Source organism: Yersinia sp. 2542 StPb PI (assembly GCF_048593855.1).
GTDB lineage: Bacteria > Pseudomonadota > Gammaproteobacteria > Enterobacterales > Enterobacteriaceae > Yersinia > Yersinia enterocolitica_E.
This window is the reverse complement of sequence record NZ_JAZGQA010000028.1, coordinates 1-18,033: the sequence shown is the minus strand read 5'-3', so window position 1 is coordinate 18,033 and position 18,033 is coordinate 1. Positions and strand designations below refer to the sequence as shown.

The following is an 18,033-nucleotide window of genomic DNA, read 5'->3' as shown; positions in this document are numbered from 1 at the left end:
TTAGGATTCAAAACTGATAGGGTTTGGTTGCGGTTGATATTCGATTAAGTGATGTGATCTGTTTCTTAATTACCCACTGCGCAGTGGGTAATCAAAATAGCATTAACGATACAGGGTCTGCGCCCAACGGGCCAAACCGGCGGTCACTGAGCCGAAGTCATTGCCACCCACTAGCGGGATACCCGGTAGTTGCTGTTGCAGAGCGGCTCGCAATAACGGGGAGCGAGCACTGCCGCCTGTCAGATAGATGACATCTGGAGTGATATGGCTGGTGGATAATGCCAAACTGACTTGTTCCTGAATCCGTTGTAGTGGCTGAGATATGGCTTCAGCAAGCTGTTGCTGGTTGATAGTCTGGCCTAACTCAGGCTCGACAAAATTCAGTGCAGTCGCCACTTGTGCTTGTTCGGATAGCGCGATTTTGCTCTCTTCCGCCGCCCGAACTAAACGATAACTCAGGCGCTGTTGATACACTTTCAGCAGGCGCTCTACTTGCTGTGGATTGGCCGCGTCACGAATCAAATCACGCAGGAAGCGGCCGTTAACCGTGCTGTAGAAATCGCTCTGTGCCGGAACATCGTTAGTCGCAACGGCATTCCAATAGGGCAGTGACGGCAGAGCAATCCCTTTTTCGGTTTCGCCCCCCATGCCAAACAGCGGCATCAGTTGTTTAAACGCGAGCATAATATCCAGATCGTTACCACCAACGCGACAACCACTGTGACCCAGCAGGCTTTGTTGACGGTCTGCCAGCCCCTGCCATTTAGGCCCCATCAATAGCACCGAGCAGTCAGTGGTACCACCACCGATATCCACCACGAGTACGGTTTTTTCTTCTGTCAGCGTCGCTTCAAAATCCAGCCCTGCCGCGACCGGTTCAAACTGGAAAGCAATATCGCGAAAACCGGCGCGTTGGGCGGCGCGCAGTAAAATCCCTTCCGCCTGGCGGTTAGCATCCTCACCGCCAGAGCCTTGGAAGTTGACTGGACGGCCAATTACGGTCTGACTGATTTCTGATGCCAGTACGGATTCTGCCTGACGTTTGATATGGAACATCATGGCGCAGACCAAATCCTCAAACAGCGCTAATTGCTGAGGTTTCAGCCCATTGGCACCCAGGAAGGATTTAGGTGATTTTACAAAGTATACGTCTTCAGGGTCTTCGATATAGTGGGCGAGGGCAGACAGGCCAAATGTCAGACTGTCGGCGGCAACCGGAATATCCTCTTCGCGATTGAATGCCATGGCCCGGCGTAATAGCTGCTGATTTTCGTCGCTACCGGTGGGTACCTGCCAGTGGCGGTGCAGGCATTCACTGACCGCTTCCCGTGTTGGCGCGCACAACATGGAGGGCAGATAGACGTCATTATTTTCCAGTGCCAGTAAGTTGGGAGCATCATCCCGCATCACGGCAACTGAGCAGTTTGCTGTGCCGTAGTCAAAACCAATGAACATAATTGCCCCCCAGGCCAAATAAAGGGGTGCGACTTTACCCGAGAGTGGGCAGCGGGGCAATCGTCATGTTAGTGATTTTTTAATCATGGTTGAGGATGCAACATGATGAGCCGGTTATTTAATCGATGAGCCGGTTATTTAATCGCAAAATAGCCACTGTTGAGTAAATCAGACAACGGCTGCGGCGGGCTAATGGTTTCACCGTCAGCTAAATCGACACCGATGGTTATCAGTTTATTGAGCGTCAGAGGGAGTTCTGCTGGCCCAGCCAGAGTGGCGATATTGGCTCGCTGAGCGGTACCATTAATGATAGAGACCAGCACTTCATCCATCTGATTAATATGGATATGGGAAATTAAGTCGCTGTTAAACTTAAGATAATCGATAGTGTGATCCGCCAGTAACTCGAAATCATTCAGGTTATGACCAAACTCTTTAACGATGAGTTTGCAGCCCAGTTGTTGCAATTTGGCGAGAAAATTGCCAATCGCGAAGGGGTATTGCAGTAAGGTGGATTCATCGACCATCCAATAGAGACTTTGTGTTGGCAGTACGGTTTGCCGCACCAAGGTCAGCAATGATTGGCGGAACTCTTCTTTGAGCAGCGCCGCCTCTGACAGCGGGATAGCCAGCGCCAGCCCTTTATGTTTGATAGCTTGGGCATGTGTCATTAACAGTTGCTCACAGACCCAATTATCAATCTGCGGCAGCAAGCTATAGAGCAGCGCGGCTTCCTGAAACTCGGCCTGGCTGATGTTAAGGCTATGTGGCCGATTAACCTCGAAACTGATTTGATAGAAACAGACAGACAACGGCGTTCTGGGGGGCGCGGTTGGGGTGAGTTGCAATACCAGTTGGTTATCATTGAGAATATTCTCAACATCTTCCCTGCTCAACAGCTCGTGTTGGCGTGCTAATAGCTGCTTTTGCCGTGGCTGATAGAGATAAACCTGACCGCGCCCACTGTGTTTAGCGGTGTAACAGGCGATATCTGCCTGTGCCATAATTTCACTGCGCTGATTGTTATTGCTACTTATTTGCGTCACACCGGCGCTGGCCCCAACACGATAGAGCTTATCTTCCCAGTAGAAATGATAGCCATTAATCAGTGATACCAGACTTTGGGTAATGGCTTTGGCATGGGGTAGGGTGCAGTTGAGCATCAGTAAGCCAAACTCATCACCGCCGAGGCGTGCAACACAATCGCTGTTACGTAAGTGCTGGCGCATCAATTGGCTCAACTCTTTCAATAATGCATCTCCTGCTGGGTGCCCGGCAGTGTCATTAATGGCTTTGAAATAGTCCAAATCAAGGAAAGCCAATGCATGTTGTTGGTTAAGTTCGACGCTAATTTGGATTGCCGCTTTCAATTTATTCTCAAAATTGGCGCGGTTTGGCAGACCCGTGAGATTATCGTGAGAGGCGCTGTGGCTGAGTTTGCGCATCATTGCGCGCGATTCGCCGACATCCTGGAACACCAGTACCGCCCCGACAATGTCCCCTTCCAACGTTTTCAGCGGCGCGACCGACTCCTGAATATCATAATACTGGCCATCACGATGGTGTAATACCATTGACTCATTGAACGAAGAGTATGGGCGATGATTAAGACAATGCTCTATCGGGTTATCAATCTCCGCGCCGTCTACGCCGTTAGTCAACTTGATGATATGGTTGACCGGTTGGCCCAATGCGATGGTATTTGCCCAGCCGGTCATTTTCTCGGCCACCGGGTTCATAAAGGTAATCTTCATCTCCTGATCGGTACAGACCACAGCTTCACCGATGGAGTCCAGCGTGATATGCAGTCGCTCTTTCTCTTCGTGCAGCGCTTCCGTCAGATTTCTGATTTCCGTCATATCCAGCGTGGTGCCAATCAGACGCAGAATATTGCCATTTTTATCACATATCATATTGGCTTGATTACGCAGATGGACAATTTCACCATCCGGTAATAACAGCCGGAATTCCAGACGGTATGGCTGGCGCTGCTTGAGGGCGGCGCTATATTCGCGATTAACCCGATTGATATCTTCCTGATGAATGTATTTCTGCCAAACACGCTCATCAACCTGGGTATTAAAAGGAATATGATAGAGTTCATACATCCGCTTATCCCAACTGATAACCTGCGTTTTGATATCCAATTCCCAGATACCGATCCCCCCAGCCTCGTTAGCCAGCGTAATACGCTCCATTAGGCGGCGGTTAATAATCTCGGTTTTTTTCAGTTCATTGATATCTTCAGCTTGCGAGATGAAATAGAGCGGTTGCTGTTGGTGATCCCGCACCACACTGACCACCAGTAGTGCCCACACAATTTCACCATCGCTGCGGATATAGCGCTTTTCCATCGAATAGCTGGGGATACGGCCATGATACAGGTCGTCGAGTAATTTCAGGTCCGCAGAGAGATCGTCTGGATGAGTAATTTGCTGGAAAGTCAGGGTCAGTAATGTCTCTTGGGAATAGCCTAATAACTTGCATAAGGCCTGATTGACCTGCATCCATTGGCCTTGCGGTGAGACCAAGGCCATACCGATGGCTGAATATTCCATCGCGTTACGAAAGCGATTTTCGCTTTCAATAATATGCTCTTTCTCCATGCGAAAAGAGTGCATTACCATTGCCATGGCATGGGGCGGAATTAACACCATTAATAAAGGAATAAAGGAGAACGCTTGAATTGACAGGTTAGTATCGGAATTAATGGTATACAGCTTGAAATTAAGCATCAATGCAATCAGCAATGTTGCCATAAAGCAGATGGAAAATGTCTCAAAACGCGGTAAGCGGATTGAGGTCCAGATCAACGTCATGATGACAAAAGTAAAGGGGAAAGGCAGATAAATCAGTCCGATATAACAAGCTGATAGTGATATTATCATCATAAAAATCATATCAAACAGCGCTTTGGATTTGGTCGCGATATCGAAGTAACCTCGACGGTAAAGTAACCCGACCGGCCCTAAGGCCAACATTCCTACCGCCTCGGACATAAACCACACCGTGAGCACTTGGGTAAAGCCCCCGTTTTGTGGGGATAAATACCAAGCCGCTGCCAGCCCACTGGCCAGAGGGACCACAATCACAGTGCAAACCGAGAATTTAAGCCAACTGAGCAGGTTATTGAGCGGGTCTTTGGTTTGCAGGAATTTACGCAGTAACCAGGCCCCGGCGGATGCCTCTGCCAGGTTGATAAATGTTAGGGGTAACGGGAACCAACTGAGGCCATATAAAATAAAATTAGCGGCAACAATACATATCCCTGCGGCCAATAATTGCCATAACCAGTAGCGCATAGGATGGTGGAACAGCGCCACCATTAATACTGCCGTCGGGAACCATAATGGGGCAAGGTTTTCTGACTGTTCAGAAAGCTGGATACAAAAGAGTGCGAGCAAAAATACGACTATGCTGATGATAGTAATGTGGAGAATGGTTCTATTGTCAGGTGCCGGTTTTTCGGACGCACTGAGATCCATATAACGCCTTATTTTGCTCACACAGATTTAGATTATGATAGGAAAAGCCCATCACATAAAGAATATACCGCCGTTAAAATACGGTCATATTCAAAAGTTTAGTATAGATAAACACTGTCGAGTGTTATTCCTCTTCTCAGTGCTTAATTAATGATTTGTTTATTAGCATAATAGTCAGACCAAGAATATAGTTGCCAGTCCCAGAAAGATGAAAAACCCACCGGTATCTGTGATGGCGGTGATCATAACACTCGATCCGATAGCCGGATCACGCCCCATCCGAGCCATGGTCATCGGGATAATAACCCCCATGAGTGCTGCCATCAGCAAGTTAAGGATCATGGCTAATGTCATCACCCCCCCCATTGCCGGATCGCCATAGAGCAGATAGGTGACTACCCCCATAATCCCGCCCCACACCAAACCATTAATCAACGCCACGCCCAATTCTCTGAACATCAGGAAGGTCACGTTACCTTGTTGAATATGGTGTAATGCCAACGCTCGGACAATCATGGTAATGGTTTGATTTCCGGTATTGCCGCCAATACCGGCCACAATCGGCATTAATGCTGCCAGAGCCACTAATTGTGAGATGGTGTCCTCAAATAAGCCGATCACGCGTGAGGCAACAAATGCCGTACAGAGGTTGATTGCCAGCCATGACCAGCGGGTGCGAACCGCGCGGCCTACCGGGGAGAACACATCTTCTTCCGGGCTTAAGCCCCCCATGCGTCTTAGGGTGGTGTCGCTCTCTTCGTTGACCACATCAACAATCTCTTCGATGGTCAAACGACCCATCAGTTTGCCTTTGGCATCAATTACCGCGGCACTGATTAAGTCATAACGTTCAAAAGCACCGGCAGCATCTTCTGCTTTCTGTTCGGGTTGGAACGTGGTCGGGTTGCTATCCATCACCTCAAATACTTTAGCATCGGGCGCATTGAGCAGGATAGAGGTCAATGGTAACTCGCCAAGCAAGGTATTTTTGCGGTCAACCACAAAGATTTTATCCGTGGCATCGGGAATATTTTTCCGATAACGCAAATAGCGTTGCACGGCTGCCAGCGTAATATCGGCACGTACCGTCACCAGCTCGAAATCCATCATCTGACCGACAGTGTCACGGGCATATTGGATAACTTCCCGCACTCGGGCGCGTTGATCCGGGTCCAATGAGGTGAGCAGGCGGCCCATCAAATTACGTGGCAGGTATTCAGCCAAATAAGCCTGTTCATCGACATGCAAAGTGCGCATGGCCCTCAACAGGTCTTTATCACTCATCTCTTTAATCAGCGAATCCCACACTGTTTCAGAGACTTCAACCAGCGTTTGGCCGCGTTTCTCATTTTTGACCAACCGCCACAATGCCAAACGTTCGTCATGAGGCAACGCCTCCAGTAAGTCAGCAAGGTCGGCAGCATGCAGATCATCAAGTAGACTTCTGATTTCTAACGTTTGCTCGGACAGTTGTTCATCACTGAGCTTTTCTTTCTCTTCCTGACGGCCAAGAATGCCATCAACCAAAGCCTTATTATTCAATAATAGAGAAAGTATCCGGTTGCGTATTTCAGCCAGTTTTTTCGTATTATTTTTAGTTTTATTCTTTATAACGGCAGAAATTGGCACAGGAATAATCGGCACTGGCATAATGTGTCCTTAATTCGAAAACGACCCTTTGCCCCTGAAGTCGTAGGGATAGGCACTAAAACATTAACGACAAAACATCTAGGGGCTGAGATCGCTCTCATGGGGGCCAGGTGGTTCGCCTTCTACAGTCAGTTCAAGTTGCTGTGACTGCCTGCGCTCCTGATGATGGGAAATAGAAGCGACCGCCGCATACAATAAACGGCCAAACAGAATGAGAAAGCTCACCAGTAGGATTATTTTTGTTAGCTGTGTCGATGGCCGTCTTCTCATCATTTACCTTCCTACCCTTCGCTCTTGGCGTTGCAGCTGTGTTAGCTGCTCTCACTCACCCGAATCACTGACGAGAGTCAGCTCATCGGGATTCTCTCGTTTGCTGCCTTGCTGCAACACCAATATCTTTGGGTAATACACTGTATTACTTGGCGTTGCAGCGGTGTTTGTCACAATTAATGTTAGCTGCTCTCACTACTCGTCCCATCCATGGGCCTCGCCTCGTTGAGGCCGCTGCAAGCAGCGTTCAAATCTGCTCCCGGCAGATTTGTCACCCGAATCCCTGACTACAGTCAGTGATTCGGGATTGATTCTGATTACTCTTTGACGGTAACCACATCCGCTGCTTCTGGCTCTTCTTCTTCTTCAATGATCAGCTTCCAGCCTACTACATCATCCCAGTATGCCTGCTCACGCTCAAAATCCAGTTGTACCAGATTATTTTGTGTCAGATAACCGACGGGGAAACGTAATGTCCAATGGCTATCGTCAGTTATCAAACGCAGACTCTCTGGCGTGGTAGTCGACTGACGCTGATTATTCAGTAACGTACTCAAACGTAATAACTGAATTAACGGTAAATAATACTTTTTCTTGAATAAATTTAAACGCGGTAATTCATCCAGCTTGATGCCTTTACGATGCATCCGTACCAACGTTGCCAGCAGCAGTTGTTGCTCCTGATTAAAGCCCGGTAAGTTGGTGTTTTGCAGGATATAGGCAGAATGGCGGTGCATCCCACTGTGATTAATACTCAGACCCACTTCGTGCAACATTGCCGCCCATTTCAACAATGCTTCAAGCTGCGGCTGCACCAACTTGGTGTTCTGCGCTAACCACTGGGTATAAAGTTGTTCGGTTGTTTCCAGCACTCGGCGGGCTTGTTCGCGGTCAATATTATAGTGTTCCGCCAGGCTTTTTGCCGTGCGTTGACGAATATCCTGATGGCGGAAACGGCCTTCCATCTCATACAGCACACCTTCGCGCAGCGCGCCGTCGGATAAGCGTAACTCTTTGACTGCTAACGCATCAAATACCCCACACAAGATAGCCAGGCCCGGTACAAATACCGACTGGCGATCTTCTGACAATCCCGGCAGGCTCAGGGCTGAGAAGTGTTTGAATTGTAACACTTGCTCAACCAGCATTTCGAGGCGATCTGGTGTTATCAAACCGTCTTTTTCGCCCATTTCCACCAACACTTCATAGGTGGCCTTAATGGTACCGGATGCCCCCAGCGCATATTGCCAACCCTGAATGCGGTATTGCCATGCCAGGTTTTCCAGTTTCTGTGCTGCCGCAAGACGGGCACGTTTGAAATTGGCCTTACTTATCTCACCGTGTGGGAAGAACTGCTGGGCAAAACTCACGCACCCCATACGGCGGCTCTCTACCAACAGAGGCTCAAAATCTTCACCAATAACTAACTCTGTTGAACCCCCACCAATATCGATGACCAGCTTGCGGCCTTTTTCCGGCTGAGTGTGTTCGACGCCCATAAAAATCAAACGGGCCTCTTCTTGGCCGGAAATGATTTCGATCGGATACGGAATAACCGCCGCCGCCCGCTTGAGGAATGCCTCCGCGTTAGCGGCTTGGCGCAGCGAATGGGTGCCAACAATACACACATTATCAGGTGAGAAACCCTGCAAGCGTTCTGCAAACAGCGCCAAACAGGCTAAACCCCGTTCGATGGCTTCTTCGCTAAGCATGTTATTGTGGTCCAAACCATCAGCCAGATGTACGCGCTGCTTTAGGCGACCTAAAACCTGTAGCGCGCCGTTGACGACCCGGGCAATGACCATATGAAAACTGTTAGAACCCAAATCGATAGCTGCAATTTCCTGCGGCTTGGTGGTCGATGAACTGTTGGATAGCGGCATAGTTTTAGCTCGATGCGTCTGGTTGTTCCAGCGCTTTTAAATAATCATAGATGGCAATCTGTGCACGTACTTTGCGCCTATTACCACGCGGTACATAACGATTACTCAGTTCTTTATCAATATAACGGGCTTTTACCGTGTCGTTGAATAACAGCTCTAAAATATCTAGCACCCGTTGTTTTAATTTCGGATCCAGCAATGAGACCGCGACTTCAATACGGTAATCGATGTTACGGGTCATCCAGTCAGCGGAAGAGAGATACACCAGTTTGTCGCCTTTATTCTCGAACACATAGACCCGGTCATGTTCCAAGAAACGGTCAACGATACTGGTGACCTGAATATTATCGCTGATCCCCGGCATATTGGGGATTAACGAGCACATGCCACGTACCAATAATCGGATTTTTACCCCAGCACTGGAGGCGCTATATAACCTATCTACCAGACCTTTATCTACTAAATTATTTATCTTCAGGGTAATACCGGCGCTTTCTCCGGCCTGAGCATGAATAATTTCCTGATCAATCAATTGATACAACATTAAACGCGAGTTCTGCGGTGACACCATCAGATTATCGAATTTGACCGGGCGATAAGGATTTTCGATAAAGTTAAATACCCGCCGTACTTCATTGGTAATACGGGCATCTGCGGTCAGTAATGAGTAGTCGGTATAGATTCGGGCGGTTTTCTCATTGAAGTTGCCGGTACCGATATGGGCATAGCGCACGATCTCCTCGCCTTCAAGGCGGGAAATCAGGAATAATTTGGCGTGGATCTTCAGACCAGGTGCTGAGAAAATAACGTGTACACCAGCGGCCGTCAGGCTTTTGGCCCAGTGGATATTGGCTTCTTCATCGAAGCGCGCCTGTAACTCTACCACTACCGTGACTTTCTTGCCGTTATGGGCGGCATGGATCATCGATTCGATGATGCGTGAATCCTTGGCGACCCGATAAATATTGATTTTAATCGCTAATACGCTGGGATCGAAAGAGGCTTGACGCAGTAATTCCAATACGTGTTCAAAGGTGTGATAAGGGTAATACAGCAGGACATCTTGTTCACGGATAGCATCAAAGCCATTGCGGAATTTATCAAACCAAATATGGCGCAGGCGCGGCATTGGCCGGTTAACCAGATTGCTTTTGCCCACATTCGGGAAGCTGATAAAGTCTTTGAAGTTATGGTAACGGCCACCTGCAATAACCGAGTCATCATTAGAGATACCCAATTTATTGCGCAGTAATTCCACCATCTCATCGGGCATATCACGTTGGTAAACAAAGCGCACCGGCTCTGCCGTCAGGCGCTGTTTAAGGCTCGACGACATCAGCTCCAGCAGGCTGGATTCCATTTCAGTGACCAAATCATATTCGGCATCACGGGTCATCTTCATGGAGTAGGCGTTTAGCGCATCGTAATCAAAGAAGCCTTTAAAAATCTCATCGAGGCAAAATCTCAATATATTATCAAGTAATATCATTGGCTTGCGGCGGCGAGGTGCTTCTGGTGGCAAATTGACAAAACGCGGGACTTTATCTGAAGGAATCTCCAGCAGGGCATAGGCAATTTCCTGCCCGCGGATAATCTCCACCGCCAGATAGGTGTAATCGTCTTTTAAGAACTGCACCAGGTTGGTGTCATGGTTAATCAAGATCGGCGTAATGTGTTGGCGCAGATGCTGTTTAAAATAGATTTTTAGCCAGGCTTGCTGATTTTCGGAAATCTGCCGTTCATTAATCAGGAAAATCTGATTACGCGCCATTTCCAGTAAAAGATCATTATATAACCCATCAAATTCTTGATCGGCTTTCACCACTTTGCTCTGAATTTTTTTCAGCAAATGGCGAGAGGTCACGGCAGAGCCTTGCTCTTCGCTGATCAAAATGCGCCGTTTCAGATCGGCAAATCGGACTTTATAGAATTCGTCCAGATTATTGGAGTAAATGCCAAGAAATCGCATCCGCTCGATGAGTGGATTGCTCTTATCTGCTGCTTCCTGCAATACCCGCTCATTAAAAGATAACCAGCTAAGTTCTTTTTCGATGTAGAGCTTTTCCTGACCCATTGCAACTCCAGTAAGATTATTGTGGGAGTATTTAGTGTCCTCAATCATTATTGCGAAAGTTTGACAAGAAAGTCCAACAGATATCATTAGTTAACTTTGTCCGTTAAACCTTATACCCAATCGATCTTAAGTTGCAGGAAAGCGGTAAGCAACAGACAGATTGGTCAACGACGGGTTTGAGCAACACACCTGCATTTTGAAAGATGATGGGTATAAAACATTGTCATGCAAACGCCACAAAAGTGACATAAGATGCTCGGTCATCTGGCGGTATAGATATACGCTTGGATTGATAATAGTAGACGGGGCATGGGGCAATCGAAGAGTATGCAGCGAACAGGCAAAGCAACACCATCAGGGAGAGATAAGCGCCGGGCTGCCATTGATCGTTTAGTGCACATGGCGGTGACGAGTAGTGGCTTGTTAGTGCTGCTGACACTGATGTTGATTTTCGTTTACCTATTGTATGCCGTATTACCGTTGTTTAAACCGGCCTCTATCAGTTTGCATAATCAGTTCGCTGTCACTCGCAGTGCGCCGACAGCCGCGCTGGGTATTGATATTCAAGGGCAGGTCGGATATCGCATTGATAATCAAGGCTATGGCTACTTTATTCGGCTCAATGCACTGGGGGCATCCCCGGCAGGTAGTCTGATAAGCGAACAGCGGTTATCGCCGCCACCGGTATCAATCAGCCGTGCAGCCAATGGGCAACCTTTGTATGGCGTTGGCCTGAGCAATGGCCGTCTTACTCTACTGCAACCCGATTTCTCAGCCACACCGCCACGCTGGCAATTTCCGCTGGGTGAACAGCCGCGGTTTATGGATTTGAAAGGCCAACGCTTGCAGCATTTGGTGCTGGCTGAACCGCAATCACAGCAATTTACCCTTGCCGCGGTTACCGATGATGGCCGCTTGCTGGCAGGGACGTTTACTGCCCAGGGGCAGCAGGTCACTGAACTGACGGATGTGCCGAAAACGGTCAGTCAACTGTTATTGGCACCTGACGGGCGTTTGCTCTATCTGTTATCCGGCCAGCAGTTATCTATCTATCAATTTGGTCCGGAACTGAAATTGCGTGAAACTGTGTCGTTACTGGATGACCAGCATGCGTCTGATGGGCCATTGACCCTCTCTTTGCTGCCAGGTGGCAAGTCGTTGCTGGTGCAAGCGCCGGGCGGCGTAATCAGCCAATGGTTTGATGTGCAGAAAGGGTCGGATAATCAATTTCACTTGACGCGCATACGCAGTTTCACTCCGACAGGTAAGGGCTTATTGACCACGGAGAGCGCGCGTCGGGTTTTTGCCTCATTATCGCCACAAGGCGAGCTATCACTCTTCTCCAGTATCCAGTCAACGCCTTTGCTGCAACATAAATTAGCTGACGGCGTTACCGACGCTGCGTTCTCCCCTTGGGGTGATAGTTTGCTGCTTGAGAATGCTGCCGGTTGGTCTACCTATCAATTGGACAATCGCTATCCAGACATTAGCTGGCGTAGCTTGTGGCAACGGGTGTGGTATGAGAATTACCCTGAGCCAGCCTATGTTTGGCAATCAAGCTCGGCCGAAGAGAGCTATCAGGCTAAATTCAGCCTGGTACCGATTATTTTCGGCACATTAAAGGCTGCCGCCTATGCCATGTTATTCGCCGTTCCATTGGCATTGGCGGGGGCAATTTATACGGCCTATTTTATGTCGCCAGGTTTGCGGCGAGTGGTTAAACCGGCCATTGAGATGATGGGGGCATTCCCAACCGTGGTTATAGGTTTGATTGCCGGTATTTGGTTGGCTCCGGTAATTGAACATTATCTGACGGGCATTCTGCTACTTCCGCCGCTGTTGGCGCTGGCTATTTTATTGTGTGGCTGGGGGAGTAGTTGTCTGGCGGAAAAGACACAATGGCGGTTACCTGCGGGCTGGGACGTGATTGTGCTGTTGCCGGTTATCCTGCTGACCGGCTGGTTCGCATTATGGTTGGGACCACAACTGGCGCAGTGGGTGCTAGGAGGGCCATTACATGAGTGGTTGGGTGACAACTACTCTCAACGTAATGCGCTGGTGGTCGGTGTCGCCATGGGGTTTGCGCTGATCCCGGTCATCTTTTCGCTGGCAGAGGATGCACTATTCAGTGTGCCGCCGTCACTCAGCCAAGGCTCATTGGCACTAGGGGCGACCCCGTGGCAGACGTTAACCCGGGTCATTCTGCCCTCAGCCTACGCTGGTATCTTCTCTGCACTGATGATTGGTTTTGGCCGTGCGGTGGGGGAAACCATGATTGTGCTCATGGCGACCGGCAATACACCCATTATTGATGGCAGCATTTTTCAGGGGTTACGGGCGATGGCAGCCAATATCGCTATCGAGATGCCGGAAGCGGTCGTCGGTAGCGGCCACTATCGGGTGCTATTCCTGACCGCACTGGTGCTGTTTTGCTTCACATTTTTAGTCAATACACTGGCCGAGGCTATTCGTCTGCGGTTGCGTGAACGCTATCAGATGGAGCGGACGGCGTGATGAACATTAAGCCTAACGTGTCTGGCGTGACCAAAAAGTGGTTTGCATCGGGTTCCCCGTGGATCTGGCTAACCGCCAGTGCTGTCAGTATCAGCCTGCTGGCGTTGCTTGGGATCATATTATTGTTGGCAGGCCAAGGGATGCGATATTTCTGGCCCGCCCCGGTCTATCTGTTTGAGCTTAAGCAAACGGCGGCAGGCCCGGTCAAAATGATTGGCGAAATTTATCAACAGCAGACGCTGTCACGTCAGCAATTAGAACAAGCCGGCGTGATGTTACCGTCGCAGGCCGGTGAGACCGTAACCCGCTATTTGATTAAAACCGGTAACCGCGAGATTCAGGGGCAGGATTTCCATCGCCTGCTGGACAGTGATATCCAGCAACGCACTTTGCCTAAAGATCTGCTGGTGCTGGATCGCCAAAACAATGGTATGGCATACGGTTTCCTCGCTGGCATGTTGGATAACGGCCAACCGTTAGTGGGCAATGATTTGGCTCAGGAACTGCAAAAACGTATTCCTGTGATACAAGGTCTGGTCAAGCGCGCGAATGATATTCAGTTCCGCCAAATGAATATGCTCAATCAACAGTTTGAGGCGTTGCGGCTAGAGAAAAAACGGCTACAAATGAATGGCGACCTTGACAGTAAATCGCAGGACCGTATCGAGGCGGAGTGGGGGGCGCTGCAACGTAGCCATCAAGCCATGATGGAAACATTACGCGGGCTACAAACCGAGCAAAGTCGCTACACGCTGTTATTGCGCGACATGAATGGGCAAATCCACCCACTGTCACTTAGCCAGATTAACCGCGCCTGGTATCCCAATGACATGACTTTCGGGCAAAAACTACATCATTGGGCAGCACAAACTCAGAAATTCCTGACCGATAATCCGCGCAATGCCAATACCGAGGGCGGTGTGTTCCCAGCGATTTTTGGCACGGTACTGATGGTGATACTGATGTCTATCGTGGTCATGCCATTAGGGGTGATTGCAGCGGTGTATTTACATGAATATGCCGGCAAAAACTGGCTGACCCGCATGATCCGTATTTCTGTGGTGAATCTGGCTGGGGTGCCCTCTATTGTTTATGGCGTATTTGGCCTCGGTTTCTTTGTCTATCTGATTGGTGGATCACTGGATAAACTGTTTTACCCAGAGGCGCTCCCCAACCCGACATTCGGTACCCCTGGCGTTTTATGGGCGGCGTTAACGCTAGCACTGCTGACGTTGCCAGTGGTGATTGTTGCCACCGAAGAGGGGCTGTCACGCATTCCGGCCAGCTTGCGGCAAGGCTCGCAAGCGCTGGGAGCCACTAAGGCTGAGACACTGTGGCATATTGTGTTACCGATGGCGGCACCGGCGATGATTACCGGGCTTATTTTGGCGGTGGCACGGGCTGCGGGGGAAACCGCGCCGCTGATGCTGGTAGGGGTGGTGAAATCAGCGCCGCTCTTGCCAGTCGATGGTATCTTCCCGTTCCTACATTTAGAACGTAAGTTCATGCATTTGAGCTTCCAGATATACGATATGGCATTTCAAAGCCCCAATGTGGAAGCGGCTCGCCCATTAGTCTTTGCCACAGCTCTGCTGCTGGTGATCATTGTGGTCGGCCTTAATTTAGCGGCTATTGGTATTCGCCATCATTTGCGTGAAAAATATCGAGGTTTATTGTTGTGACTGAACTTTTTAACCCGCAGGACGAAATATGGGACTTTTGACGCCGGATTCGCTGCCGCTGCTTGATGTACAGCAATTGACCGACGAGCAAACGGCGCTGGCGGTCGAAAAGCTCAATTTATTTTATGGTGACAAACAGGTGTTGCACGATATTTCATTTAATGTGCCTAAGCACCGTGTTACTGCGCTGATTGGCCCGTCTGGTTGTGGTAAATCTACCTTATTGCGCTGCTTTAACCGCATGAATGATTTGCTGGATAACTGTCATCTTGAGGGTGAAATCCGGCTAGGTAGTGAAATTATCACCGATAAAACCACTGACGTTGCCGCATTGCGTCGGCGGGTTGGCATGGTGTTTCAGCGGCCCAACCCATTCCCTAAGTCAATTTATGAGAATGTGGTATATGGCCTGCGCTTGCAGGGGATTCGTGACCGTCGGGTGCTTGATGATGCTGTTGAGCGCTCATTGCGGGCCGCAGCATTGTGGCATGAAGTGAAGGACCGATTGCGGGAAAATGCCTTTCGTCTCTCCAGCGGCCAGCAGCAGCGCCTGGTCATCGCCAGAGCCATTGCTATTGAACCTGAGGTGTTATTGCTCGATGAGCCGACATCCGCTCTGGACCCAATATCCACCCTAACCATCGAAGAGTTGATAACCACACTCAAGCAGCAATACACCGTGGTACTGGTCACCCATAATATGCAGCAGGCGGCGCGGGTCTCGGATTACACCGCCTTCATTCATCAAGGGAGCCTGGTGGAATATAACGATACCGATGCGTTGTTCACTTCACCGCGTCAGCGCCGGACGGAAGATTATATCACCGGGCGTTACGGTTGAACATTTAGCGCCAGTACAGCAGTTTCTAAGGTGTTTGCTTTATTTATCAATTGCGATTTAAGTTTACACTTTCATGTGCCGCTCGTTATTTAGGTGACTACTGAATGGAAGCGTTAAGTGAAAGAGCTATTGATAACTCAGCCTGATTTTATGGAGACATTTAGTTGTGTCGGCACAGCATGTCGCGAACACTGCTGCAAAGGCCAAAATGTCACGCTTGATAGAAATCGTTATCAAAAATACATTAAAAGCCCTTACGCAGAAATTAAACGTATTGCCATTAACCAGATTTCGGTTACTCAAGCCAGCCTTGCCTCTTGGGCTAATATTCACCCGGATAGTCAGGGGAATTGCCCCTTTCTTGATGAACAACGGTTATGTCAAATTCACAAACATGCCGGCGCTCATGCACTGAGGTAACCCGGCAGGCATTATTTTCCGATGACGCGCTAACGTTGCGTTTTTCTACTATCAACCAATATGACTATTACAAAGCACCGGATATTGTTATTGAAGAGCGGTTGGTTAATCGCGCTTGTGCGGCAATTGCAGCCAGCCAGCAACCGAATATTGAAGAAAATCTTTGGGCGATAAATTGTTTTTTACATAATTATCAAGCCTGGGATGACGTGAATAAAATTAAAATGGTTGAGATAGACAACCTGCGCACTGAACTTATCGCCACTATGACGGCAGGGCAAGCAGCCCATGAACTGGCAGCGATGAAGATAGCTCCGGCTATCAGTGATGAACTATTAAATTATTTGGCTGATTTTATTGCACAACTGGCTGATATTCGGGGGCGAAATACGCTGGCGGCTTATGCTCAACCGTTGCTGAGCTACGCCACTAATGACCTGATTGAGCAAAATAATAATAAGCAACAATTAAACAATGCATGGCAACAATATGCCTTGCCCTTTTTTACCAAATACCCGTCGGTATGGCGCAATTATTTTCTGTTACGCATTCATCATGACCAATTGGCGATGGGGGATGAGCAAGCGGCGGTTACGGTATTTAATTTACAAGCTATAGATTTCTTCTATTTGAAAGCACTCATTTCAGCCTATGCCAGCCAGCATGGGGAGCTAACCGAAGATGACGTGATTGGTATTATCTATTCTTATCATGCGTGTCGGGAATCCACGGATAGCTCAAGCCAGAAATTTAAACAAGACGTTATGGCTTGGGCGCTAAAAGAAGATTTTTCATTATTATCGTTGTTGGCGTGAAATAGTATTTAACTAAGTGGCGGGTTGTGTCGTTTGTTATCTGTATATTATCAGTAACTAATAGGAATATATTCAGTGAAGGAATTACAGATTATCCAACCTGAATTTGTTAAGAATTTCAGTTGTATTGGGTCAGACTGCCGTGACCACTGTTGCAGTGGTTGGATTATCAGTCTTGATAAAAACACCTACCGAAAATATAAAAATAGCCAAAACCAAAGTATTAGAAACATAGCAATTAAGAATATTACAGTTACGCGCACAAACCCATCCAACTGGGCTAAAATACGCCTTAAAAGCGATGGCAACTGCCCTTATCTTGATGAGTCTCGTCTGTGTGAAGTTCATAAACGTTTGGGGAGTGAAGCGCTTAGTCATACTTGTTCGACATATCCACGTGGAAACCATCAGTACAAGACAGAACAATTTAATACTCTGACACTTTCCTGCCCAGAGGTTACCCGGTTGGTATTGTTTAATCCGCATGCATTTACTCTGCATGAGGAGAGCGTCTACCAAAAACAGTATTTCAATGATAGAGAAATGAATACTGAAGGGCAATTTATTCACTATTATTGCAACCAAATAGTGGCCATGCCGAATGATAATTTTGAAGAGAATATTTATGCGGTTCATGTGTTTATCCACTGTTGTAAAAGTATCGATAGTACTGTTGATGATAAGCCACAGATGATATTTGAGTTATATAAGACCATTCGATCCAAGTTGGCGGCTGGGGATATACTAAAAGAAGTCGTGGCAATCCCTTTTAATGCTAATGCACGCTGGCAATTTCTGATTATGTATCAAGAGTATACGGTTGGAGCTATAAATTTTAGAGGACATAAAACGCTATTTAATTATATGGCTTTTCTCATTCATCATTTGATGAATGAAGTAGATATTAACCAACTAGAAGAACGTATGGCAATGTTAAGCGCTAC

At 48.2% G+C, this 18,033-nt stretch carries 10 protein-coding genes and 1 pseudogene; 5 read left to right on the top strand and 6 right to left on the bottom strand.

Annotated features, from left to right (window positions below):
- Nucleotides 1–102 precede the first annotated feature (102 nt).
- From yegD to ppk1, 6 genes are all read right to left on the bottom strand, one after another.
- A complete protein-coding gene (yegD, locus tag V1952_RS05855; protein WP_372559636.1) occupies nucleotides 103–1,455 on the bottom strand; it encodes a molecular chaperone in 1,353 nt (450 codons plus the stop codon).
- 134 nt (nucleotides 1,456–1,589) lie between these two features.
- Entirely contained in the window at nucleotides 1,590–4,940 is a 3,351-nt protein-coding gene (locus V1952_RS05850; RefSeq protein WP_372559635.1) for a diguanylate cyclase, read from the bottom strand.
- A 174-nt stretch (nucleotides 4,941–5,114) separates the two neighbouring features.
- Nucleotides 5,115–6,590, bottom strand: coding sequence for a magnesium transporter (gene mgtE / locus V1952_RS05845; protein ID WP_083163267.1), 1,476 nt, complete (start codon nucleotides 6,588–6,590; stop codon nucleotides 5,115–5,117).
- Nucleotides 6,591–6,668: 78 nt separating this feature from the next.
- The gene (locus V1952_RS05840; protein WP_372559936.1) at nucleotides 6,669–6,860 is read right to left on the bottom strand and encodes a YfgG family protein; all 192 of its coding nucleotides are present in this window, start codon (nucleotides 6,858–6,860) and stop codon (nucleotides 6,669–6,671) included.
- Between the two features lie 317 nt (nucleotides 6,861–7,177).
- Nucleotides 7,178–8,743, bottom strand: coding sequence for an exopolyphosphatase (ppx, locus tag V1952_RS05835; protein ID WP_420070840.1), 1,566 nt, complete (start codon nucleotides 8,741–8,743; stop codon nucleotides 7,178–7,180).
- Between the two features lie 4 nt (nucleotides 8,744–8,747).
- Complete coding sequence (ppk1, locus tag V1952_RS05830) at nucleotides 8,748–10,817, bottom strand: polyphosphate kinase 1 (protein ID WP_083163271.1); 2,070 nt, start codon at nucleotides 10,815–10,817, stop codon at nucleotides 8,748–8,750.
- A gap of 327 nt (nucleotides 10,818–11,144) precedes the next feature.
- Here ppk1 and V1952_RS05825 point away from each other — a divergent pair, with 327 nt between their 5' ends.
- The 5 genes and pseudogenes from V1952_RS05825 to fliB (V1952_RS05805) all read left to right on the top strand — a co-directional run.
- A complete protein-coding gene (locus V1952_RS05825) occupies nucleotides 11,145–13,331 on the top strand; it encodes an ABC transporter permease subunit (protein ID WP_420070841.1) in 2,187 nt (728 codons plus the stop codon).
- A complete protein-coding gene (pstA, locus tag V1952_RS05820) occupies nucleotides 13,331–15,013 on the top strand; it encodes a phosphate ABC transporter permease PstA (protein ID WP_420070848.1) in 1,683 nt (560 codons plus the stop codon). The genes V1952_RS05825 and pstA overlap by 1 nt, the downstream gene beginning before the upstream one ends.
- Before the next feature lie 28 nt (nucleotides 15,014–15,041).
- The gene (pstB, locus tag V1952_RS05815) at nucleotides 15,042–15,854 is read left to right on the top strand and encodes a phosphate ABC transporter ATP-binding protein PstB (RefSeq protein WP_083163277.1); all 813 of its coding nucleotides are present in this window, start codon (nucleotides 15,042–15,044) and stop codon (nucleotides 15,852–15,854) included.
- 117 nt (nucleotides 15,855–15,971) lie between these two features.
- Nucleotides 15,972–17,089: pseudogene (gene fliB / locus V1952_RS05810) on the top strand (flagellin lysine-N-methylase).
- 75 nt (nucleotides 17,090–17,164) lie between these two features.
- Nucleotides 17,165–18,033: flagellin lysine-N-methylase (fliB, locus tag V1952_RS05805; RefSeq protein WP_420074447.1), on the top strand; the 869-nt coding region annotated here is incomplete at its 3' end.

Bases quoted from the DNA above. Each gene is read 5' to 3' on its own strand.
- V1952_RS05840 (WP_372559936.1), bottom strand. From the start codon at position 6,860: ATGAGAAGACGGCCATCGACACAGCTAACAAAAATAATCCTACTGGTG.
- ppx (WP_420070840.1), bottom strand. From the start codon at position 8,743: ATGCCGCTATCCAACAGTTCATCGACCACCAAGCCGCAGGAAATTGCA.
- V1952_RS05825 (WP_420070841.1), top strand. From the start codon at position 11,145: ATGCAGCGAACAGGCAAAGCAACACCATCAGGGAGAGATAAGCGCCGG.
- mgtE (WP_083163267.1), bottom strand. From the start codon at position 6,590: ATGCCAGTGCCGATTATTCCTGTGCCAATTTCTGCCGTTATAAAGAAT.
- pstB (WP_083163277.1), top strand. From the start codon at position 15,042: ATGGGACTTTTGACGCCGGATTCGCTGCCGCTGCTTGATGTACAGCAA.
- yegD (WP_372559636.1), bottom strand. From the start codon at position 1,455: ATGTTCATTGGTTTTGACTACGGCACAGCAAACTGCTCAGTTGCCGTG.
- V1952_RS05850 (WP_372559635.1), bottom strand. From the start codon at position 4,940: ATGGATCTCAGTGCGTCCGAAAAACCGGCACCTGACAATAGAACCATT.
- pstA (WP_420070848.1), top strand. From the start codon at position 13,331: ATGAACATTAAGCCTAACGTGTCTGGCGTGACCAAAAAGTGGTTTGCA.
- ppk1 (WP_083163271.1), bottom strand. From the start codon at position 10,817: ATGGGTCAGGAAAAGCTCTACATCGAAAAAGAACTTAGCTGGTTATCT.